This window comes from Pedobacter terrae (assembly GCF_900100705.1).
GTDB classification, from domain to species: Bacteria; Bacteroidota; Bacteroidia; order Sphingobacteriales; family Sphingobacteriaceae; genus Pedobacter; species Pedobacter terrae.
The window spans coordinates 1-26,727 of record NZ_FNCH01000012.1 but is presented as its reverse complement, the minus strand read 5'-3'; the positions used below and the strand labels follow the sequence as shown (position 1 = coordinate 26,727).

Genomic DNA, 26,727 nt, shown 5'->3' with positions numbered 1-26,727 from the left:
CTTTTTAACGGCACAAAATTAATCAAACGATTGATTAACTTCCAAATGTTTCTTCACTTCTTTTACATTCTTTTGATAAAACCCTGATTTTAAATTAAAAAATTATCCAGCTCATTAATTTATACAAACACTACCATTACAGTTTAGGTTATATTGATAATAATTAGAATTCGGACATATTGATTAAAATTTAAAATAAATATTAACTTTGCCTCCAAATAACAGAAAACATGAGTGTACAAGAGAACAGCAGCAATAATTTCAACTGGTTATATTATGCTTTAGGTTTATTCTTCGGAGTACTAACCGGAGCAATTATTACACAAAACTATATTTTTGCCTTATTAGGTGGTGTTTTAGGTTTGTTAACAGCAGGCTTATTTTTAAACGCTATCGTAAAAGGAAGAAAATACTAGTTCTTTTGCCTTTTATTCAACCCGATCCTTTTAAGGATTCAAAATAATTAGCAGCGAATGAGATTGCGTGATTTTAAAAAAAAATTAAATCATGACCGCTCATCGCAACTGAAAACAAAAACCTACAAATGAAAAATATCTTCATTGTTGTTTTCGCTCTTTTTTGCTTTAGTGCCAAGGCACAACAAGGTACTTCTGCTGAAGTAAAATTTCCTGCTGCAGACCCAAGTCCTGCAGATATTGTTTATTTTCCGCTTAATGCCCCAAAGGCAAAAGCCGGAGATCCAACAAAACCGGTTATTAAGATTGTTTACTCGCGTCCGCAGAAAAAAGGTCGTGATATTTTTGGTGTTTTAGAGCAATATGGCAAGGTTTGGCGTTTTGGAGCCAACGAAAGTACAGAAGTTCGTTTCTTTAAAAAAGTAAACATTGGTGGCAAGAAAATCAAAGCGGGTACTTACAGCCTGTTCGCCATTCCCAACAAAGATACCTGGGCCATTATCGTAAATAGCGAAACAGATAAATGGGGCGCTTTTACCTACAATCAGGATAAAGATGTTGTTCGTGTAAATGTTCCGGTAAAAACTTTATCTAAACCGATCGAATATTTTTCTTTAACCTTTACAGAAATTAATGGTGGAGCTAACCTCGTTATTGGCTGGGACAGAACTCAGGTAGAATTACCGATTACTTTTTAACTTAAAAAGCAATAAAAATATAAGTCCCGGCTATTGTCGGGACTTTTTTGTTTAAATCGTTTTTATTTCGCCACAAAAATTATTCGTCATTTGAGTGGCCGTTAGTAAGGTTATAGATTTAATATATCAACAATACCGATATGTAACACTAAAAACACGTCATTTATATTAACAGCTTCGAGCCTTTTGATCGGTATTTCTTATACGTTACCCATGTATGGATCGCTTTGGGTAATCTCTCCTGTTTCTATTTTACCTGCATAGCGGTGTTTAAATGTGGTATTGCCAGGCTGCACGATACTGAAATCGTACCAATTTGCATTTTTAGCCAGGTTAAAGGAAGCATTTTCAACTGATTTTGGCCTGATCATTACTGTTTTACTTCCTGATTTATATTTGTTATCTAAAATTTGAAGCGTAATTAAGCTGGCACCGGTGTTCTCAAAAGCAAAAATCAGTTTACCGGTAAGCTTTTTACTTACCAAACCAACTTGCTCTGGATAGGCTTTTACAACAATGGAAGGATTCTTTTTGCTGCCTGTAAAATTTCTGTAAAATCCATTCGGACCGCTTACGGTGAGATCGTAAACTTCATTATCAAAATCATCCAGTTTAATGCTATCGTATAATACATCGCCGGCTTTTACAGCATAGGCCCACGTTTTGCCTGCAACACCTTTAAATTTGGCAATGGTATTCATATTAAAAGGTGCGCCAACAGTTTCAACCTCGCTGCCAAACAAGGTCTTTACCGATTGGAAAGTAAGTGCAATTTCATGATGAACCAAATTAGCATCAACCGTTAAGTGATAAGGCAATGCACAAGCCTGTTTGGTACCATTTTCCTGCTTAGGCGCATGGATTGATGTTTCACTTGAGCAATTTTCAAATTTATTGATTTTGGCTACTTCGGTTTTATTCAATGCAGTAGGACCAACCTGTGCAGGTTTGTTTTTTGCATTACCAATATTGGCTACCACAACATCGCGTTTTAAAGGCTCAGGAGATTTGATTTCTTCTCCATGATATGGTCTAAACACCGAGGTTAAGTCACCGCAGATATTCCTTCGCCAATCGCTAATGTTATTACTTTTTATGGTTTTGCCGGTCTTTTTTGCCAGCCATTTCTCCATAAACATTAATGATGATGTATGATCAAAAACCTGAGAGTTTACAAAACCTCCTTTGCTCCATGGCGAGGCAATAACTAATGGCACACGGTAACCCAAACCTATCGGACTTCCTTTTCTTGCTTCAAAATCAGTAGCATAATTTATGCCTTCCGAAGTTTTTCCACTGCTCGGGTCATTGGGATTGGGAACTACAAAAGGTGGCTGGTGATCAAAATATCCATCATTTTCATCATAGGTTAAAACAAAAATTGTCTTCTTCCATACCTCAGGGTTTTTAGTTAAAATATCTAGCGCTTCACTTACATACCAGGTCCCATATAACGGTGAGCTGGTGTGATCGGAAAAACGTTGAGGGGCCACTAACCAGGAAACAGTTGGTAATTTTCCGCTGTCTACATCCTTTCTGAACTGATGAAAAATATCTCCTTTTGGAAGGTTTATGGTTTCTGACTGACCTTGATCATTTTTAAACGTGAAGGGCTCTAGGTCTAAGTAATCTTTTTGAGAAATGTTGGTCGTAAAAGCTTTATCGATCAAATTCTTCTCCCTTTGCGATAGTCTATCGTACTTCGCCTGAACCTCTTTTGCAGTTAAAGCTGGTTTAACCGTATTATCGCCATTTTTTCTAAAATAAGCCGATAACTTAACGTTGTGCCTGCTAATATATTCTACCGGATTATCACCATAATTTCCCAACCAGTCATCTATTTCACCTTCCGGAAGCTTTGAGGTCCACAATTCGTTCTGGTAAATGCGCCAGTCAATACCATTGTCTTCTAATGTTTCCTGAAAGGTTGGCCAATCTACAAACACATTATTTTGCGATTCAGCCTGATCGTTATTAACCACCGCAATCGGGTTTGCACTTTTTTCTCCGCGAACAGTTCCTGTAAAGAAGAATAGTCTGTTGGGTGTTGTTCCAGTTAACGATGAGCAAAAATGCTGATCGCAAATGGTAAAAGCATCTGCCATGGCATAATAGAAAGGAATATCATTCCGGTCATAGTAAGCCAGTGTCATTGGTGTTTTAACGGGTAACCATTTATCGTACCGACCGCCGTTGCGAGCCGCTACCTGATCATTCCAAGAGTGTGGTAAACCACCTTGCCAGGTAATTTTTGTTTTATTAATATCAACATGAAATGGCGCATAAGTATAACCCTGCCCATCTTTTTGCAGCCAAACTTTGTTGCCATCAGGCTGAATGTGTGGGTGTGGATCGTTAAATCCGCGTACACCTTTCATTTTACCGAACATATGGTCAAAAGACCGGTTTTCCTGCATCAGAAAAACAATGTGTTCGGCATCATAAAATGTACTGCCAGGCTCAGGGTTAATGGCCATCGCTTTTAGCAACGAACTGGGCAAGGTGTTGGCCATGCCTGTAGCTCCGGCAAACAAGGCCGCTTTTTTTAGAAATTCTCTACGTGAGTCCATAAAAGTTAACAATAGCTTAGATACTGTGTTTGATTTTTTCAGTCGGCATTTTACGGTTGACGGTTTGCAATTCAGTTAACCGATTTAAACAATTAACCGGTTAACCGAATAATAGATAATGAACTATAGAATTACTTCTGAAACACCCTTACATAATCAACTTTCATCGTTGCCGGGAAAATGGCATCATCCACTCCTTTTTTTCCGCCCCAATTGCCGCCAACAGCTAAATTTAAAATGATGTGGAAGTTTTGATCAAATGGCCAATCACCAGATCCTTTTTGGGTATTTTTGAAAGTGAGGTATTTTTGATCGTCGATAAAGAAGTCGATATGATCGGTAAACCATTCTATTGCATAAATGTGGTACTCTGTGTAAGGGTTATTAACTTTCAAGGCCTTACCTACCTGCGTATGAATAACGTGGTTGAATTTTTCGGTGTGCACTGTTCCATGAACACTATCAGGATCATATCCTACATGTTCCATGATATCAATTTCGCCACTTTTTGGCCAGCTACCATATTTCGAATCGGTAGGAAGTGCCCATATCGCAGGCCACAAGCCTCTGCCTTTCGGGAGTATCGCCCTTACTTCTACTCTACCATATTTAAAATCAAATTTATTTTTGGTTACCAGCCTGGCTGATGTATAATGCTTGTTTTCCTTCTCCGCTTTTATTGCAATAATGTTCAGGTTTCCTTTTTTAACGATCGCGTTTGCAGTATCGGCATCGGTGTAATATTGCAGTTCATTATTCCCCCAACCTCTACCCCCTACATCGTATCCCCAGTTTTTAGTTAAAGGCAATCCGGCATCGTCAAATTCATCTGCCCATTTTAACTTCCATCCCTGGGCAACTGGTGTTTTTTTTATCTCTTCAAAAAGCAGTTCAGGTTCGTTGGTGGTAATATATTCTACGTTGTGAGCCGATAACCATTGCATTTCAGGTGCGTTGTTTACCGTCCATGCATTTACAGTTAAACCTAGTTTTTGCGCATTCTCAATCCAATTATCTTTTTGGTAAACACTGTAATGGTAATCAACACCCGTTAATTTATCCGCCTTTATCTGCTCAGCACTAATTTCGCCCTTTAAATAGGCAACTTTTGCATTTGGCAATAAAGTTAAAATGCGTTTACAGTAGTCGTAATCAAAACTGATGTATTCAACCCAGTCGGTTACCTTTAATTTCCGAACCATTTCTACGCATTTATTCGTTACCTCAAGACCACGTTCTTTGCTAATCAATGAGGGTTTTATTTCCAAAATCAGTTTGGTGGTTTTCTGTTTTTTACCTGCTAATAAGTAAGCTTCTAACGTGGGTATCTTTTCACCATTGGTCATGGTTTTAGTCAAAAGATCTGCGTAATTTACTTTCTCAATCGTTAAACCCTGAAATTCTGGATCGTGATTAATCACCAAAACGTGATCTGCTGTCATCCATACATCGAATTCCGAACCGTAACAACCCAGTTTTACCGCTTCGTTTAATGAAGCAATGGAATTTTGGGGAAAATTATTTTTCTTCCACGCACCCCGGTGTGCAATCACCTGGTTTTTGTTCCAGTTAAATTTTTGTCCGAAAGAAGCAGTAAAAAAGAACAACATCAGTGTAGAAATAATTAATTGTTTCATATTGGCATCATTATACAAAAAGCCAAAAGTAGATTTTTATCAGAATACCTGTTTAAAATCTATGTAACCTTTGTATTAAGTAAAACAAAATAAGATTTTTAAATTAATGCGGTATTAACGGATTGTGATTTATTACACAAATCTTTTGTCTAATAAATGTGCTTTTTTTGAAGCGCAAGGCAGGTACAGCTATCAAAGTTTGTTCCCGTGCTCCGCTATATCCTTTCGCTGCGCTACAGGGATGCCGCTGCGCCCGTGGCTAAACACCTCTGAGCTGCAATAAAAACCAAACGCCTACAATTGGAGCGCAACCAATAGCCTTTTCTGCTTTTGTTGCAGCAAAAGAATGACTGAAGGCCACCCAGAAACACAAAACATTGTTTTCTAAATTACAACATAAATTTTTAATTAATAGCAATCGAGATAATAAACGATTTGAAATAAACGCGTTACCTTAAATACTTTCCTTTTAATTGACTGGAACAATTTTTACATTTACGGAGATATGGTGAGCAATAACTACAACGATTTATTACGAAAGATAGATGAGTTTATCCGCAAATTTTACCTGAACAAAATTTTGCGGGGCAGTATTTATGCTTCAGCCATACTTTTAGCGCTATATCTCCTCGTTTTTTTAAGCCTTTATTACCTCAACCCAACCGCTGGATTTAAAACTTTTGTATTTTTTGCTTATGTACTTATCAGTATATTATTAGTTGGTTTTTTAATCGTTAAACCATTGCTTGCCATGCTAAAGCTGGGTAAACACCTGACGTTAGACGAAGCATCGGTTATTATAGGAAATCACTTTTCCGATATCAAAGATAAATTACTGAATACCTTGCAACTTCATCATTTAGCTGAAAAAAATCCTGAAAACAACCGCCTCATCATGGCCAGCATCGATCAAAAGATCATTGAACTCAGGCCAGTTCCGTTCTATACCGCAGTTAGGATTAATGATAACCGGAAATATTTAAAATATCTTTTTGTTCCCCTTTCCATCATTTTGCTCATTGCTGTTATAGCGCCCACTATTTTACGCGAGGGTACAAACAGCTTCTTTAGGTATAATGAATACATTGCGCCCAAAGCACCTTTCAGCTTTACCATTTTAAATAAAAGTTTAATGGTTACACAAGGTGATGATATCACCATGAAACTAAAACTGACTGGTGATGAAATTCCGGCGGAGATTTATGTAGAAGACGGAAAAAATATCTATAAACTGGAGAAAGAGAGCACCAGTAAGTTTAATTATGCTATCAAAAACATCCAGAATGATAAAAAACTGATTTTCAAAGGTGGAGGATTTAGTTCTGCCATATTTACTATTACCGTTAAACCCCGCCCTGAACTGCTTAATGCTACAGCTACCTTAAATTATCCGGCTTATTTGGGTAAAAAAACAGAATCTATTGCCAATGTTGGTGATATGCTGCTGCCTGAAGGCACTAAAGTAACCTGGAATTTTAAGACTGAAAAAAGCAACATACTCCTATTTATGTTAAACGGGAAAGAAAACCTGCTTAAAATTATCAAAGATGAGGCTAGTCTTAGCGCTACCATCAAATCCAATTCAAAATATAATATTACCCCTAAAAATCAATACGTTACCATCAGAGATTCACTTTCACACCAAATTACGGTGGTTAAAGACCTGGCTCCGCAAATCACAGTAGAGGAAAAGCAGGATTCCGTTAATAATAAAGCTTTATATTTTAGTGGACAGGTAACTGATGATTACGGATTTAGCCGCTTGAGCTTTAAATACAACCTCAAAGAAAATAACCGTATTGTGGGCACCGTTACTAAAAATATTGCCATTAAAAGTAATGCAACGGCAAATAATTTTTTCTATTTCTGGGATTTAAAAGCTGTTGCTGCCAAACCTGGTCAGGAAATTGAATATTATTTTGAAGTAGCCGATAATGACGGTGTAAATGGTGCAAAAGTTACCCGATCTGAAATTAAAACCGTTAAACAGCCGACTAAAAAAGAAACTGCCGAACTGGTAAACGCCAGCAACCAGGCTTTAAAAAAGAAAATGCAATCGGCTATACGTTTAGCCAATACCATCGAAAAAGAGAGCAAAAAAGTGGCCGAAAGCCTTATCGATAAAAAGCAGATTTCTTTCGAAGATAAAAAGCAGATTGAAGCCCTCTTAGACAAACAAAAACAGCTGGATGAAGCTGTAAAAGAAATTAAGGAGCAGAACGATAAAAATATTCAGCAACAGCAAGACCAAAAGCAAACGGAAGAACTTATTGAAAAACAAAAACAGATTAAAGACCTGTTTGACAATGTATTAGATGAAAAAACAAAAGAACTTTTGCAGAAGCTGCAAAATTTAATGAACGAGAAAAATAAAGACCAGACGCAGAACGAACTCTCAAAAATGCAACTGGACAATAAAACCCTCAAAAACGAACTCGACAGAATTTTAGAACTTTATAAACAGCTGGAATTTGAGCAAAACCTTCAAAACGATATAGACCGTTTAAATGAGCTCGCTAAAGAACAGAAAGAACTTGCCCAGCAAACCAAAGATAAAAAGCAGGATAATGAATCGCTAAAACAGAAACAGGATGCACTAAACAGGGAAATGAAAGACCTGAAAGATGATCTGAAAAAGCTGGAAGAGAAAAATAAATCCTTAGATAAGCCAAATCCTTTCGAAAACCCTGAAAAAGATGTTCAGGATATACAAAAAGATCAGCAAGACAGCAAAGATGCCCTGGATAAAAAAGACTCGAAAAATGCGAGCCAGAAACAGCAAAAGGCAGGCGAGCAGATGGAAAAACTATCCAAAAAAATGAGCGATATGCAGCAACAGGGAGAAGAAATGGAAAATAACCTGAATGCCAAAGAATTGCGTCGCCTGCTGGAAAATTTATTGACTACCTCTTTCGATCAGGAAAAAGTGATGCTTGCTCTAAAGAGAATGACTTCCGCTGATCCATCTTATACCAGTAATGTACAGAAACAACGCAGTATTAAAGATAACCTTAAAACTATTGCCGATAGCTTGTATAGTTTAAGCAAACGCGTTCCACAGATAGAATCGACCGTTAATGAGGAAATGAATAAAATTAATTTCAACCTTGATAAGAGTTTAGAAAATCTGGGCGATAGGAGAACGGCTGAAGCTAACCGTTTCCAGCAATTTACCATGACTTCTATTAATAATCTAACCCTAATGTTGAGCGAAGCACTAAGTCAGCTTCAAAATATGCAGAAAAACGGCAAAGGCGGTAGTGGAAAGAAACAAAAGCAAGGCATGAAGCAACTCTCTCAGATGCAGGAACAGCTGAATAAGAGCATGCAAAAAGCCCGGGAACAACTGCAAAAACAAGGGGGTAATCAAGGTACAGTTGGTAAAGGACAAATGAGCCAGGAATTTGGTAAAATGGCTCAACAGCAGCAAATGATCCGTCAGGCTTTAGAAAAACTCAATCGTGAAGAAAATAAAGACGGTACAGGAAAAATGGGTAACTTAAACCAAGCCATTCAGGAAATGAAACAAACCGAGAGCGATCTGGTTAATAAACGTTTACAACAAGAAACATTAAACAGGCAGAAAGACCTCTTAACCAAATTGTTAGAAGCAGAAAAAGCAGAGCGCGATCAGGAAGAAGATTCGAAACGCGAAAGCAAAGCAGCAAAAGAGTTTCCACCATCCTATCAAAAAATGCTCGATCAATTTAAAAAACAGCAGCAAAATGGAAATGATATGCTGCAGAAGCTACCACCTGGTTTAAATTACTACTACAAAAATAAGATTGCAGAATATTTAAAATCGTTGAATATGACTCCATAATTAAGCAATATTTATTAACAATAAGCTGATTCCAATAATTTAAATTAGATCGTCATTTCGAGCGGAACGCAGTGCAGTCGAGAATCCTTAGCCTTGTATGCATATTTTCAATCAAATATCTCTCCCCTTCCTGTACGGGCAGGCATTCCGTTGCACTTCAGTCGAGATGACGAGTCTCTATCTTAATCATTTCTCCAATTATTCTGATTGATAAAGCTACCGTAATATTTTCTTAAATTTGCAGCCATAAACATTACAGTATGCCTGCAATATCTTTTTTTACAGAATCCATTAGCTATAACCTTCCACAGAAACTTAAAATCAAAAAGTGGGTCAAAGCTACTATAGAAAAGGAAGGGTATAAATTGCAAGAACTTAATTTTATTTTCTGTAGTGATGAATATCTTTTAGGCATCAATCAACAATATTTAAATCATGATACCTATACCGATATCATTACATTCGATAATTCTGAAGAAGCAAAACACATTGTAAGCGATATATTCATTAGCATCGAGCGCATAAAGGAAAATGCTAAAACCTTTAAAACTTCAGCATTTGATGAGGTTTGCCGTATCATGATTCATGGAACATTACACTTATTGGGTTATAAAGACAAAGGAAAAGCTGCCAAAACCCTTATGACGCAGAAAGAAGATGAATATTTAGGTTATAGAAATGAATTCGGATTAGTTTAAATTTCCACTTCCACCTTAATATCTTGCTGAATAATTTGTTGTACAAAAATCAATAGCAATGACAGATAATTTAGCAAATTGAAAAGCCAAAAGGCATCGTCATTGCGAGAAGGCTTTTTCAGCCGACGAAGAATCTTACAACGATCGCTACTAGCGTGCGCATTAAGATTGCTTCGTTCCTCGCAATGACGATTTTTCTATTGGAGTCTGTCAATGATAGCCCAACGAAGAATCTTTACCTATAACTCATTTTTCACAAAATACACCTCTCTAGTTTTTCTTTTCGTCTAAATGTTATTGGCGTTCGTCGATAATTAAACACAGCTGGTATAATACCAGCAATCTATCTGCAACTTTCCTCCCTTACCAACGTCTTATATTAAAAAGCGACAATAAATATAGGACTTGATTTATATCGCCAAGTCACATATACAAGATAAAGTTTAGTTTTAGTTAATGATTGAAGCAGCGGTGGAGCGATTCCGACCGCTGTTTTCTTTATAAATATTATTTAATAAGCTTGTAATTCAAATCCCAATACATCAAGCTTCTGCCATTTTAGCTGATATACAACAGCTTTGAAATATCTATTTAGCATTCCAAAATAATTTATACTTACCTTTGCACTAATTTTTCTTTATAAATCCGAAATACAAAAAAATTGAGCACATTAATTGCGGCAGAAGGCTTAGGTCATGGTTATCATGATGAATGGTTATTTAAGAATTTAACCTTGGGAATTAATTCCGGACAGCGCGTGGCGTTGGTTGGTATTAATGGTGCAGGTAAGAGTACATTATTGAAATTACTTGCCGAGCGTTTCCCTCCCCTCGAAGGTAAAATTGTAAAAAATAAATCCGTTAAAATCGGTTTTTTAGATCAGGAACCTCAATTTACTGAAGGTTTTTCTATTAGCGACCATATCTTTTCGCTTGAAAATAAACAGCAGCAGCTCATTAAAGAATATGAAGAATTAATTGAAAATCCAAACCCCGATGAAAAAACACTTAACCGCTTATATGAAGAATTAAGTGAGCATAATGCCTGGGAATATGAACATGAGATTAAAACCATTCTTAACCGAATGGGGATTACTCATCTACAACAAAAAATATCTACCCTATCCGGCGGGCAAAAAAAACGTTTAGCATTAGCTAAACTTTTAATTGAGGATCCAGAAATTCTGGTACTCGATGAGCCTACCAACCATTTGGATATCGATACCATCGAATGGCTGGAGAAATTATTAACTACAGGACAAAAAACAATTTTATTGGTTACCCATGACAGGTACTTTTTAGATAATGTTTGTAATACCATCGTAGAATTAGACCGGGGAAAAATTTTCAATTATAATGGAAATTATGCTTACTTCTTAGAAAAGAAAAGCGAAAGGGAAGCGTTAGACGCAACGGTTTTACATAAGAACCAACAGCTATTAAAGAAAGAATTGGAGTGGATGAGGCGTATGCCACAGGCTCGTGGAACAAAATCTAACGCCAGAATCAATGCTTTTTACGATTTAGAAGAAAAAACCAAGAAAAAGTCTGATAATCAGAGTATTAACCTCCAAATGAAGATGTCTCGTCAAGGCGGAAAGATTATTGAGGTTGAACATATTGAAAAATCCTTTGATGGGCGTCCAATCATCAATGATTTCAGCTATACCTTTAAAAAAGGTGATCGGATTGGCTTGGCAGGTAAAAACGGAACTGGAAAATCTACGCTATTAAATATCATCACTAGTCAATTAACACCAGATACAGGTAAAGTTGAAACGGGAGAAACAACTGTGTTTGGATATTATAAACAAGGCGGTTTAACTTTCGATCCAAAAGAACGCGTAATCGATATTGTAAAATCTGATGCCGAATATATTAAAATGGCAGACGGTTCTGTAATTACTGCTTCTGCCCTATTAACACTTTTTCTTTTCCCGCCTAAAAAGCAACACGGCATGGTAGAGAAATTAAGTGGTGGTGAAAAGAAACGTTTGAACCTGATGAAAGTCTTGATGCAAAACCCTAACTTTTTAATTCTGGATGAGCCGACCAATGATCTGGATATTGACACCTTAAATGTTCTTGAAGAATTCCTGGAAAATTTTCCCGGCATCTTGATGTTGGTTTCCCACGATAGATATTTACTCGATAAAATGAGTGATCAGCTTTTCATTATGGAGGGCGAGGGCGTTGTTAAAATTTATAACGGTAATTATTCTGAATACCGTTTAAGCTTAGAGCAGCCTAAAATTAAAATGGAAAATAAAAAATCCCCTGCTCCAGTTATAGAACAAACTCCGGCTAAAGCAGCAAAAAAGTTGAATTTCAAAGAACAAAAAGAATTAGCAGAGAGTGAAAAAGGTATGGAGGAAACGGAAAATAAAATAGCCATATTAACACAAACCTTAAACAATATAGATGCTTCAGATTATATTAAAATTCAAGAATTATCAGCAGAAATAGAAAAACTGAAATCCAGATTAGATGATTATACCATGCGCTGGTTGGAACTTTCAGAATAAAATAAAAGCATAATAATAATGGTTTCTCTTCGATGTTTCACGTGGAACATTACAATATTAATCCTATCCTGCAATTATCAGATAGTACGAAGAGAGAGTAAAACAAATTGTTTCACGTGGAACAATTCTAATACAAAGTAAAATGTTTTCAAAATACGATTTGATAGTTGTTGGTGCCGGACATGCAGGATGTGAAGCTGCTGCTGCCGCTGCTAACTTAGGATCATCTGTTTTATTAATTACAATGAATATGGGGACCATTGCCCAAATGAGTTGTAACCCTGCAATGGGTGGCGTCGCCAAAGGACAAATCGTTCGTGAGGTGGATGCAATGGGTGGGTATTCAGGAATCATCTCTGATAAATCGACTATTCAATTTCGCATGCTCAATAAATCAAAAGGCCCTGCTATGTGGAGTCCGAGAGCACAAATAGATAGAATGCGTTTTGCAGAAGAATGGCGTTTAGCATTAGAACGAACAGCAAATCTAGATATATGGCAAGATAGTGTCGTTGGCCTACTCGTAAAAGACAATACAGTATATGGCGTTAAAACCTCTTTGGGTATTGAAATTGAAAGTACAGCTGTTGTACTAACTAATGGAACTTTCTTAAACGGTGTAATGCACATCGGTGAAAAGAAATTTGGTGGTGGTAGAACAGCTGAAAGAGCATCAACCGGTATTACCGAACAATTGGTAGAACTAGGCATGGAAGCTGGTAGGATGAAAACCGGTACCCCACCCCGCGTTGATGGCAGAAGCCTTGACTACTCCAAAATGGAAGAACAATGGGGAGATGAAAATCCAGGGAAATTCTCCTACACGGATACCGAAGTTTCAACCGATCAACGTTGTTGCTGGATTACTTATACAAATGACAACGTACATGAAACTTTGAAAGAAGGTTTTGAAAAATCGCCGATGTTTACCGGCCGAATCAAAGGCTTAGGTCCGAGATATTGCCCTTCTATTGAAGATAAAATTAATCGCTTCGCAGAGCGCGACAGACATCAAATTTTTGTTGAACCTGAAGGTTGGAATACTTGCGAAATATATGTGAATGGATTTTCCACCTCGCTTCCGGAAGACGTACAATTTAAAGCGTTAAGATTAATTCCAGGTTTCGAACAAGCAAAAATGTTTAGACCAGGTTATGCCATAGAATATGATTTCTTCCCACCTACCCAATTATCTTTAACGCTGGAAACTAAATTGATCAGCAATTTATTTTTAGCCGGACAAATAAATGGAACTACTGGGTACGAAGAGGCAGCTTGTCAAGGCTTCATGGCAGGTATAAATGCACATCAAAAAATTACTGATAAACACGAACTGATCATGAAAAGATCCGAAAGTTATATTGGTGTTTTAATCGATGATCTAGTAACTAAAGGAACAGAAGAACCTTATCGCATGTTTACTTCAAGAGCTGAACATCGTTTATTATTAAGACAAGATAATGCAGATATCCGCCTCTCTCCTATTGGCCATGAACTTGGGTTAATTTCGGACGAGCGCTTGGCTAAGGTAACTCAAAAAGTTACTGATGCCGATGCTTTGGTAAAATTTACAAAAAGCCAGGGCATTGAAATGACGGATGCAAATCCAATGCTTGAAAGTTTAGGCTCGAATACTTTAAACCAAAATGTAAAAATTCATAGCTTAGTTGGCAGACCTCATATTGGTTTACAAGATATCATTAAAGTAAGTAAACCATTAGCCGAAGCAACAAAAGTTTTAGATAAAGAAACTATTGAACAAGCCGAAATTAAAATTAAATATGAAAGTTATTTTGAAAAAGAGAATGAGATTGTAGCTAAAATGCTAAAGATGGAAGATAAAGAAATCAAGCCAGATTTTGACTATAATAAAATCGTTTCCATATCAAAAGAAGCACGCGAAAAATTATTTAAGATAAAACCGCGTACTTTAGGTCAGGCATCTAGAATTTCTGGTGTTTCGCCATCAGATATTTCGGTTTTGATGGTCTATATTAATAAGTAACTGATTATCAGATATTTAACTAAAATAAATATGACTTTAAATAAAGCTATTTAAGAAAGAAAAAATATTTTTTAAATATAAGAATCCAAAAAGTATAAAAATTCGTCAGAACGATTAAAATATGCCAAATTTAAAAGACAGTTATTTTAAGCTTAAAAATCTAGTGGCCGTTATGACCCTGCTCCTATTTTTTGGTTGCGCAAGTATACAAACACCACAAGGTGGACCAAAAGATACCAAGCCACCGAAAGTTTTGAGCATGATCCCAAAGAACCTGACTAGAAATTTCAATGCTAAAAAAATCGTAATAGAATTCGACGAATATTTTAATTTGAAAGATGAGTTTAAAGAATTTTCAATTTCTCCTGATCAGGAAAGGGTTCCGGAGTTAAGAAAGAGACAAAAGCGATTAGAAATTATCCTCAAGGATTCTTTAGAGAAAAATACAACTTATACCTTAAACTTCGGAAAATCGGTTGCAGATGTGAATGAAGGAAATGTTGTTAAAAATTTATCTTATGTCTTTTCAACCGGACCAGATATAGATTCATTATCGATCAGTGGTAAAGTAATCAATTCATTAAGTGATGAGCCGGAAAAAGAAGCTACTGTATTTATTTTGCCTTTAGAAAGAGATACCATTTTTGGAAAAAGACGTCCATCAATATATACCACAACCGATAGTGCCGGCACCTACAAATTAAGTAACCTCAGAAAAGGTACTTATAAAGTTTATGCCATTAAAGAAAGTACCGGAGGTGGGGATAAAATATATCAACAGATTTCTGATGAAGTTGGATTTATAAAAGAACCCCTCGTAATTGATAAAAACCTGGAGAATATTAACCTGCAGATTTTTAAAGAACTGGCTCCAGAATTTCGCGTATTAGACCGTAAACTGAATAACGATGGTAGTATATCAATCATCTTAAATCAGCAGCTTAAAAGCCCTAAAATAACTATAACAGATCCTCCTTCAGTAGATGTGGGCAAGTATGTCCATTTTACCAAAAACAATGATACCGCTAAAATCTGGCTGAAAGACATGAGTTTCGATTCAGTAAAGGTGGCTATTGAAGATCAGGGAAAGCTCTTGCAAACCCTAAATTTTACCAAAGGTAAAAAAGATACTTACACACGCGATCTTACCATTTCTGATAATTTATTGGGCGGCAAATTAAACCCGTTCCAGCAGTTAACCTTAACTTTTCCTTTTCCGATAACTGGTGCAGATCCATCTAAAATTACCCTCTTAGAAGATTCAGTTAAACGAACAGCTTTCGAGGTAGTTAAAGATAGTGTGGATTTTCTTAAATACTACATCAGATATCCATGGAAGCATAAAAGAAACTATGATTTAAAACTGGGTGCTGGCGCATTCACAGCTATATTTAATGCGAAAAATAAAGATATAACCAAACGCTTTACGCTGGAAAGCCAAGATGCTTATACCACTCTGTTATTAAATGTAACCGTTCCGGATACTTCAAAAAGCTATGTAGTACAGTTTCTAAATGAAAAAAAAGATGTCATAAAATCTTTTCCAGTTAGCAAAAACACAAAAGTTACTTTCTCCAAATATCCGGCAGGTAAGTACATGCTGAGGGTTATTTATGATGAAAATAAAAATGGCATCTGGGACACAGGAAATGTTAAGGAAGGATATCAACCCGAAAAAGTATGGTATTTGAAGGCATTAATGGATTTAAAACCCAATTGGGAACGTGAAGATCCATTGGTCATACCACCGCCTAAAAGCGATTAAATACTGATAGATCGTCACCCTGATCCGATAACTATCGTATTTATTTCAGGGTCTTAAAAAAGATGCTGAAACAAGTTCAGCACGACGGAAACTATTGGGTAAACCAACCTGAATACATGATATAATTATCAGGTAATTTATTCAATAAAGCCCTTTGCTCATCAGTAATGGGCTTTATTTTTTTTGCAGGCGTACCGGCATACAAATAACCGGTTTCGCAGATGGTGTTCTCCAGTACTACAGATCCAGCTGCTATGATACAATATTCCTCTATCACAACGTGATCCATTACAATGGCCCCCATACCGATCAAAACATGATCCTGAACGGTACAACCATGTACGATAGCATTATGTCCAACTGATACCCTATTTCCAATATGCGTAGAAGCTTTTAAGTAAGTGGCATGTATTACTGCGCCATCCTGAATGTTTGATTCATTTCCTATGGTAATCGCATTCACATCACCCCTAATCACAGCATTAAACCATACAGAACATTTATCTCCAATGGTTACATCACCCACTATTGTGGCATTCTCTGCAATGAAATTATCTTTTCCTATTTCAGGATATTTATCTTTTACGGGCAATATTAAAGGCATAAATTAATTTTAACGTCACCCTGAATTTATTTCAGGGTCTTTCTATGTATTGTATATCTGCTGTGTTTAGGTGCTGAACTAAATCCGATCGCTATAGGATCAGCATGACGGAAATATTAAAAAACAGTATCCACTAATTCATTAGCATGCTCAGGATAATCTGTAGTATAATGTAATCCCCTGCTTTCTTTTCTTTGCATAGCAGATTTTATCACGATATAAGCCGTTTGAATTACATTTCTTAACTCACAAAGCTTAACTGAAACTTTATTCTTTTTATAAAATTCTTCCGTTTCCTGGTAAATTAAAAACAAGCGACGATGTGCCCGTTCCAAACGAAAATCGGAACGTACAATCCCGACATAATCGCCCATAATTTTTTGCAACTCCCTCAGGTTATGCGTTACCAATACATCCTCATTAATTTGCGTGACACCATGCGAATTCCATTCTGGAATGTGATCTGGAATAATGTTATTTTTAAAGTTTTCAATAGCATCCTGATAGATTCGATGAGCGAAAACTGTAGCTTCTAATAACGAATTGGAAGCCAATCTATTAGCACCGTGCAAACCAGTTGATGAACATTCGCCACAAGCATATAAGTTTTTTATTGAAGAACGACCATATTCATCAACCATGATACCACCACACATATAATGAGATGCAGGCGTAACTGGTATATAATCTTTCGTCATATCAATTCCTATAGATAAGCATTTAGCATATATATTAGGAAAGTGCTTCAGAATATCTTCTTTCTTACGCATCGTAATATCAAGATAAACAAATTCATCACCCGATTTCTTCATTTCATTATCAACTGCACGGGCTACAATATCACGAGGGGCTAATGATTTACGCTCGTCATACTCGTGCATAAATTCTTCACCATTCTTACGCCTTAAAACTCCACCAAAACCTCTAACCGCTTCCGAAATTAGGAATGACGGATACTCTCCAGGGTGATATAAAGCCGTTGGATGGAACTGAATAAACTCCATATTTCTTACTTTTCCTTTTGCCCGGTAAACCATGGCCATACCATCACCTGTTGCAATAACCGGATTTGTGGTAGCTGAATATACGTGTCCGGCACCACCCGAAGCCATCACAGTCACATTTGCTAAAATCTTTTCCACATCGTTAAGCTCTGTGTTAAAGGCATATACACCATAACAGTTAATATCTTCGGTACGTTTATCCACAAACTCACCAAGGTGATGCTGGGTAATCAACTCCAGTGCAAAGTAATGTGTTAATATCTCTATGTTGTTATTCTCATGAATTTCATTCAGTAACACCCGTTCAATCTCATATCCGGTGATATCTTTATAGTGTAAAACACGGTGTTCGGAGTGCCCCCCCTCCTTCGCTAAATCATAAAAACCAGCATTATCCTTATCGAAGTTTATACCATAGTCTATGATCTCCTCAATACGCTGAGGCCCCTCTTTTACAACGATTTCCACAATTTTTTGATCACATAATCCATCACCGGCAATCAAAGTATCTTCAATATGTTTCTCAAAAGAATCACCTTTATCTACCACAACTGCAACACCGCCCTGAGCGTATTTTGTATTGGATTCATCTTCGTTCGATTTAGTAACGATTAAAACCTTACCAAACTTTGCAGCTTTAAGTGCAAAACTCAAACCCGCTATACCTGAACCAATTACCAGAAAATCTACTTTTCTCATTAATAAAAACATTTACTTTATCCACGATGTTAACAACTAGTTGATAAATGTTAACTCTGTGTCTAAATTATCCTAACAAATAAATTTGAATGTTTAAAGCTACTCTAAAAACACAATTTGCCACAATCTTTTGCGCAATTTTTAAGCAGCTTCATGCAAGTAATTAACTTTTTCCCCACTTATAAACAATTAACATTCCACTATTGATAAAAATTGAACGACTTTTCGATAACACTGAAAATCAAACCTATAATATTAGATAAATGTAATCTAAATGTTAGTAAACAATTAATAACTTATCTAAACGAAAGAAATTTCTAAACTTGCCAACAATACTAACACACTAATAAACAAACAAGATTTATTTATTTAAAATAACTTATTAATTATTGAGACGTGGAAAGCTTTATCTTTGACCAACGTCAAAATTCAAAAAAGGAAAATTTTAAAATGAACATAGATGTCTTAGAAGAAATCAACAAAAAAGGTTTCGCAGAAGAAGAAATTGATCCTACACTCGATCTTTTTGCAGAGATTGAGAAATTAAAAAAGGAAAAGAATGCCATAATCCTTGCACATTATTACCAAGAACCTGACATACAGGATATTGCAGATTATATTGGCGATAGTTTAGGGTTATCACAAGAAGCTGCAAAAACAGATGCTGATATAATTGTTTTTGCTGGTGTGCATTTTATGGCCGAAACAGCCAAAATTTTATCACCAAACAAAACTGTTTTGTTACCAGATGTAAAGGCAGGTTGTTCATTAGCAGATAGTTGTCCACCACATCTATTCAGGAAATTTAAGGAAAAGTATCCAGATCACCTGGTTATTACTTATGTAAACTGTACAGCTGAGTTAAAAGCTTTAAGTGATATTGTGTGTACAAGTACAAATGCGGTACAGATTGTAGAAAGTTTACCTAAAGACCAGAAAATAATATTTGGCCCCGACCGTAACTTGGGGGCTTACGTAGCAAAGAAAACCGGACGCGACCTGGTATTATGGAATGGTGCATGTATGGTACACGAAATTTTTTCTCAGGAAAAGATTACTAAATTAAAAGAACGCCATCCTAATGCTAAGTTTATTGCACATCCGGAATGTGAAGAAGTGGTTTTAAAAATGGCTGATTATATCGGTTCAACAACCGGACTTTTAAAATACACCATCACTAACCCGGCTACAGAATTTATTGTAGCAACAGAAAGTGGAATTATCCACCAGATGGAAAAGGCAAATCCAACAAAAACATTTATTCCGGCACCACCGAATAATAGCTGTGCCTGTAACGATTGTCCTTACATGAAAAGAAATACTTTAGAAAAACTATATTTATGTATTAAAAATGGTTTGCCAGAAGTAACTGTTCCTGAGCATATTATTGAGCGGGCACGTAAGCCAATCCAAAGGATGCTGGATATTTCGGCTGAATTGGGCTTGTAGAAATAAAAATCGTCATTGCGAGGAGGTACGACAAAGCAATCTTACAACTATTGCTACTGGCGGGCGTATTAAGATTGCCTCGTGCCTCGCAATGACGAAAAGATCATATGGAAAAAAACAACATCCTTAAAAATTATTCAGGCTTATTATGGCTTTTGGCGGGAATAACCGCTGGAAGTATTGTCGGTTTAATTTTTGGGAAAAGCGTTGAAAGTATCAAACCATTAGGGGATATATTTTTAAACCTGTTATTTACCGCTGTTATTCCATTGGTATTTTTTGCTGTTTCCTCAGCCATTGCAAATATCGATAGAACAAAAAAGTTAGGCAGATTATTAACCATTATGGTTGTGGTATTCCTTTCTACTATCCTTATTTCTGCAGTTTTAACTTTATTTGCAACATGGATCTTTCCTATCCATCAGCAATTGGGAAATGCAGTTTTACCAAACGAACCCGAGAAAATCATATCGTTTGGCGAACAAATGACACAGCTTTTAACGGTAGGTGAATTTTTCGAGATCGGCAGCAGGAAAAATATGCTTGCGCTGATTATTTTTTCGGTTTTAGTAGGTTTTTCTACTTTATATGCTGAAAAAGAAGGCGAAGGTTTTAAAAAATTTCTGGTATCAGGTAATGAGGTAATGAAAAAACTCATCATTTTGATTATGAAATTGGGACCGATTGGCCTGGGTGCTTATTTTGCCTACCAGGTTGGGGTATTTGGTCCACAGCTTTTTGGAACCTATGCTAAAGCTTTAGGTTTGTATTATGGTGTAGGTGCATTTTATTTTGTCGTATTTTTCACTTTATATGCTTTTGTAGCAGGAGGATTTAAGGCAATTAAAGTATTTTGGAAAAATAATATTGTACCTTCTTTAACTTCCATCGGAACCTGTAGCAGCATTGCTACTATTCCGGCAAACTTAGAAGGAACTACAAAAATGGGTGTACCGGCATACATCACCAATGTAACGATTCCTTTGGGATCAACTTTACATAAAGATGGATCAAGTATTAGTTCCATTATAAAAATTGCCGTTGTTTTTGCCATTTTTGGTAAAGATTTGGTACATGTAGATACCATTATTTTGGCATTGGGTATTACTGTTTTAGTAAGTATTGTTGAAGGTGGAATACCAAATGGCGGTTATATAGGCGAATTATTGATGATTTCAGCTTACCAATTGCCACCGGAAGCTTTGCCACCAGCAATGATTATAGGTACCTTGGTTGATCCGATGGCCACCTTGTTGAATGCTACCGGTGATAATGTTGCAGCGATGTTAATTGCCAGGTTTACTGAAGGAAAAAATTGGATGGAGAATAATAAACTAGATCCGTCACCCTGAACTTGTTTCAGGGTCTTTTTATTAAGATGCTGAAAAGCTCTCGGATCAGCATGACGATAATTATAATATAATTTATGTTTGAAAATAAAGAACGCACAGATATTAATGAATTAGGCGAATTCGGGTTAATTAAACACCTGACTACTAATTTTAAAATTAAAAATGATTATTCGGTAAAAGGTGTTGGCGATGATGCAGCAGTCCTTGATGCAAAAGGCAAACAGACCTTAATTTCGACCGATTTATTGTTAGAAGGAATCCATTTTGATTTGGCTTATGTGCCATTAATGCACCTGGGTTACAAAGCAGTGCAGGTAAACCTGAGTGACATTTATGCCATGAACGGAAAAGCAAGTCAGATTACGGTTTCGCTGGGTTTATCGAGCAAATTTCCTTTAGAAGCTGTTGAAGAAATATATAAAGGAATCGAATTGGCTTGCAATAAATATAACATCGATTTAATTGGTGGAGATACCTCATCAAGTAAGCAAGGTCTGGTGATTAGTATTACCAGTATTGGTTATGCTGATGCAGATAAAGTGGTATACAGAAATGGTGCTCAGGAACATGATTTACTGTGTGTTTCCGGTGATTTGGGCGGTGCTTATTTAGGCCTGCAGATTTTGGAAAGAGAGAAATTAATCTACCTGGAAAATCCACAGATCCAACCCGATTTAGAAGGTAAAGATTATATCATCGAACGACAATTGAAACCTGAAGCCAGGATGGATATTGTGGCACTTTTAGATGAAATGAATATTAAGCCAACCGCTATGATCGATGTTTCAGATGGTTTGGCTTCAGAAATTTTGCACTTGGCAGAACAATCAGATAAGGGAATGACCATTTATGAAGAGAAAATTCCTTTAGATCCTATGACTTATGAAACCGCACGTGAATTGGGTATTGATCCAACCGTTTGCGCATTAAGTGGTGGCGAAGATTATGAGTTATTATTTACCATTAGTCAGGAAGATTATAAAAAGCTGAAACATGATGTAGATATCACCGTGATTGGCCATGTAACGGATAAAAATTCGGGTTGTAAAATGGTCTCCAAATCAAATAATGTGCATGAGCTGAAAGCCCAGGGCTGGAATGCTTTTAATAAATAAAAATAGGTCGTCATTTCGAGCGGAGTGCAACGAAGTCGAGAAATCTATCAAGTATAGATCTCTCCCCGCCTGTACGGGCAGGCATTCCATTGCGTTTCAGTCGAGATGACGATTTACTTCTATTATTATGGCTAGCGAATCTTGCTTTTAAGCAGTTATCCAGCCTTAACTCACCTATTCCCTCAAAATAAAAAGAATTGAGCGTATTGTCTAGTTTTTAGCATACCTAAACATCCTGTGTTTCATTCAAATCCAAATACTTCGTATCAATCTGTTTCGTAGCCTTTGCACCGAGTTTTTTAATCTTTTCTGAAGTATTGGTCAAATTTCCAGCACCTACTGACAATTTATTAATGGCTTTATCATAAGCATCCTGTCCGTTTTTGATGTATCTGCCAATGTTTTCCATGTCGGCAACAAAACCTACAAACTTATCGTACATACTTCCACTTAAACGGGCAATTTCCATGACGTTACGGTTTTGACGCTCCTGTTTCCACATGCTGGCAATGGTGCGTAGGGTAGCAAGCAAAGTAGACGGACTTACAATTACAACTCTCCTATCCCATGCAAAATTGAAAAGTTCTGCATCTTTTTGTACTGCAATGCTAAAAGAAGATTCGATGGGAATAAACAGCAAAACAAAATCCGGAGAATTGATTTTATATAAATCCTGATAGTTTTTTGATGAAAGTTCCTGAATGTGATTCTTAATAGAGGCCAGATGCTGTTTTAGATAGCCTTCACGCTCTTCATCCGTATCTGCTGATACAGATCGCTCGTACGCTACTAAACTCACCTTAGCATCAACAACAAGGTGTTTATCATCCGGGAGGTCTATTACCACATCGGGCTGGTAGCGGCCACCTTCAGCAGAGGTATGCGAAGCCTGGATGCGGTATTCCTGATCGCGGACCAATCCAGAGCGCTCCAGAACTTTTTCCAGAATGATTTCTCCCCAATTTCCTTGTTTTTTGCTATCACCCTTTAACGCTTTGGTTAAATTATTAGCATCTTCCTGAATAAGTTTGCTTTGAATCTGCAGTTCTGAAATCACACCCTTCAGTATATTTCTTTCGTCTGACTCTGCTTTATAAACTTTTTCTACCTTATCTTCAAAAGCTTTGATATTTTCTTTCAGAGGATTGAGAATGATATCCAGGTTGGTACGGTTCTGCTCAATAAATTTGGTGGATTTTTCTTCGAGAATTTTATTGGCAATCAGTTCGAAATCTTTATTTAACTTTTGTTGCGATTGCTCGTAACTCAATTTTTGTTCTGCTAGCTTTTCTCTTTCAGCCAGGTAAAACGATCTGGTACTTTCGAGTTCACGGTTGGCATCCGCAAGCCGATCGCGCTCAGCCTGTAATTCATCAATTAAGCGTTGTTGTTCTTCTTTAAGTAAAGCAGTAATATGTTCTTTTTCCAAAGATAAATTAGAAACGCGTTCCTCGGCTTTGGCTAAATTGATTTTTAAAGCCTCATTTTCACTTCTGATCCGTTCAAAATCTTCTACTGAGACAATAGATATAGAAGCTTGTGGTTTCTTAAGTAATAAAATAACCAAAACAATTAAAATTACAATTAGTAAAGCAATGCCGACGATCTCCATAATGATAAAAATTTTAGCAAAAATGAAGATTTAAAATAGATATACCAAAAAAAATTAGTCAACATGAGCCAGATAAAACCGTAAAAATTATTTATAATTGGATATTAGTATTTTAAAAATGAACGCTTTAACCGTCCTTATTTCTTGCCCTGATCAAGTTGGTTTAGTCACCAATATTACCCGCGTGCTGGCTGCACATCATTTGAATATTATTGCCATGCGCGAGTTTGTAGACGAAGCCAATAAAGCATTTTTTACAAGAATTGCCTGTACCGGAAACCTGGAAGATGCAGAAAAATTAAAGGAAAAACTTTTGGAAAATTTACCGAATGCTGCTGAGGTAAATTTAATTACCAGGCAGGAAAAGCAGATTGCTGTGCTGGTAACGAAAGAATATCATTGTTTGGCAGAAATACTGATTAGAAACCAATTTAAAACTTTAGGGGCAAATGTTCAATGTGTTATTGGTAATTATGAACGCCTGAAGGATTTTACTGAGAAACTAGGTATCCCTTATTTTTACGTAGATCATAACAATAAAGATAAAAGTGAATTCGAGGCTGAAGTAAAAACTATTATTAATCAATTTGAGGTAGATTACCTGGTATTGGCCAAGTTTATGCGGATTCTATCAGCTGATTTTGTAAAAGATTATGCGGGTAAAATCATCAATATCCATCATTCCTTTTTACCCGCTTTTATAGGTGCTAATCCTTATCGGCAGGCTTTTGAGCGTGGTGTAAAAATTATTGGGGCTACTGCACATTTTGTTACCGATAATTTAGATGAAGGCCCGATTATTACCCAGCATACCAATCACGTAGATCATAACTTTGGCGTAAAGGAAATGGTGCGTGCGGGGAAGGAAATAGAGAAAAAAGTACTATTAGAAGCGTTGGAACTTATTTTTGAAGACCGGGTTTTTGTGAGTGGGAATAAGACGGTGGTGTTTAAATAGGCGATAAGCGTTTATGGGATAGCGTATAGCGAAGCCGAATGGTGTCGTTATTGCGAGAAGGCTTTTCAGCCTACGAATCAATCTTATGCCTAGGGCTATCATCGACCGCTGTAAGATTGATTCGTCGTTCCTCCTCGCAATGACGATGAATCTTAAAGGATCTTTAAAGAAAACCAAACTTTGTGCCCTCTGTGCTTTCCTCTTTGTTCTCTGTGGTAAAGAACTGCTATAGTTTATTTAACAAAAAATTTGCCACATCTTCTCCGCTTTGAGAACCAATAGCAACACCCATACCATTGAATCTGCGCTTCATATTGATTCGCAATTAAATTACTCACCCCTTTAAAACCAAAGAAACTGATTTTTTTATTTTTTAAATTAAAAGCATTAAACCCGACAATACCGTTAACAATAAGATTAAAATGTTCAATTTTGGATACACCCACATCAGCTAAAAAATTTTCTTCTTTTTTAAATAGTTCGTATCTGCCCAGGCATTGATAATCAATAGTATTATCGCCCAACAAATTACGTAGTTTGAGCAGGCCTTTCCAACGTTTTTCGATGAGCATCGCAAGCCGATCGCTACCGATTATTTCTTCCTGCTCTATTAGTTTAGAAATGCTCCCAAACAGGCAAAACCTGCATTTTTGTACTTGCACCTGTAGGCAAAAATCCCTTTTCAAGTATAACTATCTTTAAGGAAGGAACTGTTTTTTTAAGGTGTATGGCAGCATTTAATCCTACTATTCCGCTACCAATTACGATCGTATCATAATTACAAAAAAATGATTCTTTTTCACAGTATGAAAGTCTTGTTGGCATAGTATAATGTACTGTTTTTAAACTTCAAATAATATGGGAACGCTTTTTGATATATGCCGAATGAAAAACATACATAAGAAAATGGGAGTTTATTTAATATTAATCATCCCGGTATTATTGCTGAGCATGTTTGTACAATGGCGGTTTAGAAACAAGTTTTCCAAGTATGCCGAAATGCAATTAAGCTCTGGTTTATCGGGCAAGGAGGTAGCAGAAAGAATGCTGCATGATAATGGGATATACGACGTGAAGGTGATGAGTACCGAAGGGCAATTAACAGATCATTACAATCCATCAGATAAAACCGTTAATTTAAGTACAGATGTATATTATAGCCGAAGTGTGGCGGCAGCTGCAGTAGCGGCTCACGAATGTGGACATGCAGTGCAACAGGCAAAATCATACAATTGGTTACAGCTAAGAAGCAGCATGGTACCAGTGGTGAGTATATCATCTAACCTTTTGCAATGGGTATTATTAATTGGTGTATTACTGATAGGTTTTACCGGAAACCCAATTGTTTTGGCGATTGGTGTAGTGGGCCTGGCATTAGTGACCATATTTAGTATCATTACCCTGCCAGTCGAATTTGATGCCAGTAACCGTGCATTGGCCTGGCTTAAAAATAATAATGGTGTAATGCAAACACAGGAAGAAAATGCACAGGCTAAAGATGCACTTTGGTGGGCGGCCATGACTTATGTAGTAGCAGCTGTTGGTGCACTGGCCAATTTATTATATTACGCATCAATGCTTTTTGGAAGAAGCCGGGATTAAGGAATATCAATTATGAAAGATACAATGCGGCCGGGATTTATATCCTGGCCGTTTTTGGTTATTAACTTAACTCGATCTGATCGTCATGCTGATCCGATAACTCCTAAAATCCGCATGTCTGTCGTAATCTAAATATTTACTAACTTCTAAAGATGAATATTACCTGATTTTATTCCCCGATAATTATATTTTTAGC

The 26,727-nt window shown here is 36.6% G+C and carries 19 protein-coding genes; 12 read left to right on the top strand and 7 right to left on the bottom strand.

All coding sequences use genetic code 11. The features are described 5' to 3' along the window. The first annotated feature begins 230 nt into the window (after nucleotides 1-230). Together BLR60_RS15425 and BLR60_RS15420 are read left to right on the top strand one after the other, a co-directional pair. A complete protein-coding gene (locus BLR60_RS15425) occupies nucleotides 231-416 on the top strand; it encodes a hypothetical protein (protein ID WP_025141696.1) in 186 nt (61 codons plus the stop codon). Between the two features lie 128 nt (nucleotides 417-544). Next, nucleotides 545-1,114: a DUF2911 domain-containing protein gene (locus BLR60_RS15420; protein WP_090501391.1), complete on the top strand. Its 570-nt coding sequence runs from the start codon at nucleotides 545-547 to the stop codon at nucleotides 1,112-1,114. A 200-nt stretch (nucleotides 1,115-1,314) separates the two neighbouring features. Here BLR60_RS15420 and BLR60_RS15415 read toward each other — a convergent pair whose 3' ends face one another. Both BLR60_RS15415 and BLR60_RS15410 read right to left on the bottom strand, forming a co-directional pair. Continuing rightward, nucleotides 1,315-3,684 (bottom strand): phosphocholine-specific phospholipase C, encoded by a 2,370-nt coding sequence (locus BLR60_RS15415; protein ID WP_090501389.1) that lies wholly within the window; start codon nucleotides 3,682-3,684, stop codon nucleotides 1,315-1,317. Nucleotides 3,685-3,815: 131 nt separating this feature from the next. Further along, nucleotides 3,816-5,321 carry a family 16 glycosylhydrolase gene (locus BLR60_RS15410; protein WP_090501387.1) on the bottom strand — a complete coding sequence of 502 codons (1,506 nt, stop codon included), beginning with the start codon at nucleotides 5,319-5,321 and terminating at the stop codon, nucleotides 3,816-3,818. Between the two features lie 505 nt (nucleotides 5,322-5,826). Here BLR60_RS15410 and BLR60_RS15405 point away from each other — a divergent pair. The 5 genes from BLR60_RS15405 to BLR60_RS15385 all read left to right on the top strand — a co-directional run bounded on the left by BLR60_RS15405 (nucleotide 5,827) and on the right by BLR60_RS15385 (nucleotide 16,136). Then, nucleotides 5,827-9,144, top strand: a complete 3,318-nt coding sequence (locus BLR60_RS15405; protein WP_090501385.1) for a DUF4175 family protein — start codon at nucleotides 5,827-5,829, stop codon at nucleotides 9,142-9,144. Between the two features lie 260 nt (nucleotides 9,145-9,404). Then, complete coding sequence (ybeY, locus tag BLR60_RS15400; protein WP_090501384.1) at nucleotides 9,405-9,842, top strand: rRNA maturation RNase YbeY; 438 nt, start codon at nucleotides 9,405-9,407, stop codon at nucleotides 9,840-9,842. A 661-nt stretch (nucleotides 9,843-10,503) separates the two neighbouring features. Then, nucleotides 10,504-12,366: an ABC-F family ATP-binding cassette domain-containing protein gene (locus BLR60_RS15395; protein WP_090501382.1), complete on the top strand. Its 1,863-nt coding sequence runs from the start codon at nucleotides 10,504-10,506 to the stop codon at nucleotides 12,364-12,366. A 142-nt stretch (nucleotides 12,367-12,508) separates the two neighbouring features. Continuing rightward, nucleotides 12,509-14,371 (top strand): tRNA uridine-5-carboxymethylaminomethyl(34) synthesis enzyme MnmG, encoded by a 1,863-nt coding sequence (gene mnmG, locus BLR60_RS15390; RefSeq protein ID WP_090501380.1) that lies wholly within the window; start codon nucleotides 12,509-12,511, stop codon nucleotides 14,369-14,371. A 121-nt stretch (nucleotides 14,372-14,492) separates the two neighbouring features. Then, a complete protein-coding gene (locus BLR60_RS15385; protein ID WP_090501378.1) occupies nucleotides 14,493-16,136 on the top strand; it encodes an Ig-like domain-containing protein in 1,644 nt (547 codons plus the stop codon). 91 nt (nucleotides 16,137-16,227) lie between these two features. Here the strand turns inward: BLR60_RS15385 and BLR60_RS15380 are convergent, their stop codons facing one another. Together BLR60_RS15380 and nadB are read right to left on the bottom strand one after the other, a co-directional pair. Continuing rightward, a complete protein-coding gene (locus BLR60_RS15380; RefSeq protein ID WP_090501376.1) occupies nucleotides 16,228-16,740 on the bottom strand; it encodes a gamma carbonic anhydrase family protein in 513 nt (170 codons plus the stop codon). A gap of 116 nt (nucleotides 16,741-16,856) precedes the next feature. Then, nucleotides 16,857-18,443: an L-aspartate oxidase gene (gene nadB / locus BLR60_RS15375; protein WP_090501634.1), complete on the bottom strand. Its 1,587-nt coding sequence runs from the start codon at nucleotides 18,441-18,443 to the stop codon at nucleotides 16,857-16,859. 408 nt (nucleotides 18,444-18,851) lie between these two features. On the opposite strand from nadB, the gene nadA reads away from it, so the two are divergent. The 3 genes from nadA to thiL all read left to right on the top strand — a co-directional run bounded on the left by nadA (nucleotide 18,852) and on the right by thiL (nucleotide 22,359). Further along, nucleotides 18,852-19,892: a quinolinate synthase NadA gene (gene nadA / locus BLR60_RS15370; protein ID WP_394333572.1), complete on the top strand. Its 1,041-nt coding sequence runs from the start codon at nucleotides 18,852-18,854 to the stop codon at nucleotides 19,890-19,892. Between the two features lie 107 nt (nucleotides 19,893-19,999). Then, complete coding sequence (locus tag BLR60_RS15365) at nucleotides 20,000-21,244, top strand: dicarboxylate/amino acid:cation symporter (protein WP_090501374.1); 1,245 nt, start codon at nucleotides 20,000-20,002, stop codon at nucleotides 21,242-21,244. A 74-nt stretch (nucleotides 21,245-21,318) separates the two neighbouring features. After that, nucleotides 21,319-22,359 carry a thiamine-phosphate kinase gene (gene thiL / locus BLR60_RS15360; RefSeq protein ID WP_090501372.1) on the top strand — a complete coding sequence of 347 codons (1,041 nt, stop codon included), beginning with the start codon at nucleotides 21,319-21,321 and terminating at the stop codon, nucleotides 22,357-22,359. A gap of 226 nt (nucleotides 22,360-22,585) precedes the next feature. Here the strand turns inward: thiL and rmuC are convergent, their stop codons facing one another. Further along, entirely contained in the window at nucleotides 22,586-23,971 is a 1,386-nt protein-coding gene (gene rmuC, locus BLR60_RS15355) for a DNA recombination protein RmuC (RefSeq protein ID WP_090501370.1), read from the bottom strand. A gap of 118 nt (nucleotides 23,972-24,089) precedes the next feature. Between rmuC and purU the strand changes: the two genes are divergently transcribed. Beyond that, nucleotides 24,090-24,929, top strand: coding sequence for a formyltetrahydrofolate deformylase (purU, locus tag BLR60_RS15350; RefSeq protein WP_090501368.1), 840 nt, complete (start codon nucleotides 24,090-24,092; stop codon nucleotides 24,927-24,929). 233 nt (nucleotides 24,930-25,162) lie between these two features. On the opposite strand, the gene BLR60_RS15345 is transcribed toward purU, so the two are convergent. Continuing rightward, nucleotides 25,163-25,591, bottom strand: a complete 429-nt coding sequence (locus tag BLR60_RS15345; protein WP_167354758.1) for a hypothetical protein — start codon at nucleotides 25,589-25,591, stop codon at nucleotides 25,163-25,165. Continuing rightward, entirely contained in the window at nucleotides 25,545-25,754 is a 210-nt protein-coding gene (locus BLR60_RS25470) for an FAD-dependent oxidoreductase (RefSeq protein ID WP_090501364.1), read from the bottom strand. The genes BLR60_RS15345 and BLR60_RS25470 overlap by 47 nt, the downstream gene beginning before the upstream one ends. Before the next feature lie 81 nt (nucleotides 25,755-25,835). On the opposite strand from BLR60_RS25470, the gene BLR60_RS15335 reads away from it, so the two are divergent. After that, a complete protein-coding gene (locus BLR60_RS15335; protein WP_057930995.1) occupies nucleotides 25,836-26,531 on the top strand; it encodes a zinc metallopeptidase in 696 nt (231 codons plus the stop codon). Nucleotides 26,532-26,727 lie beyond the last annotated feature (196 nt).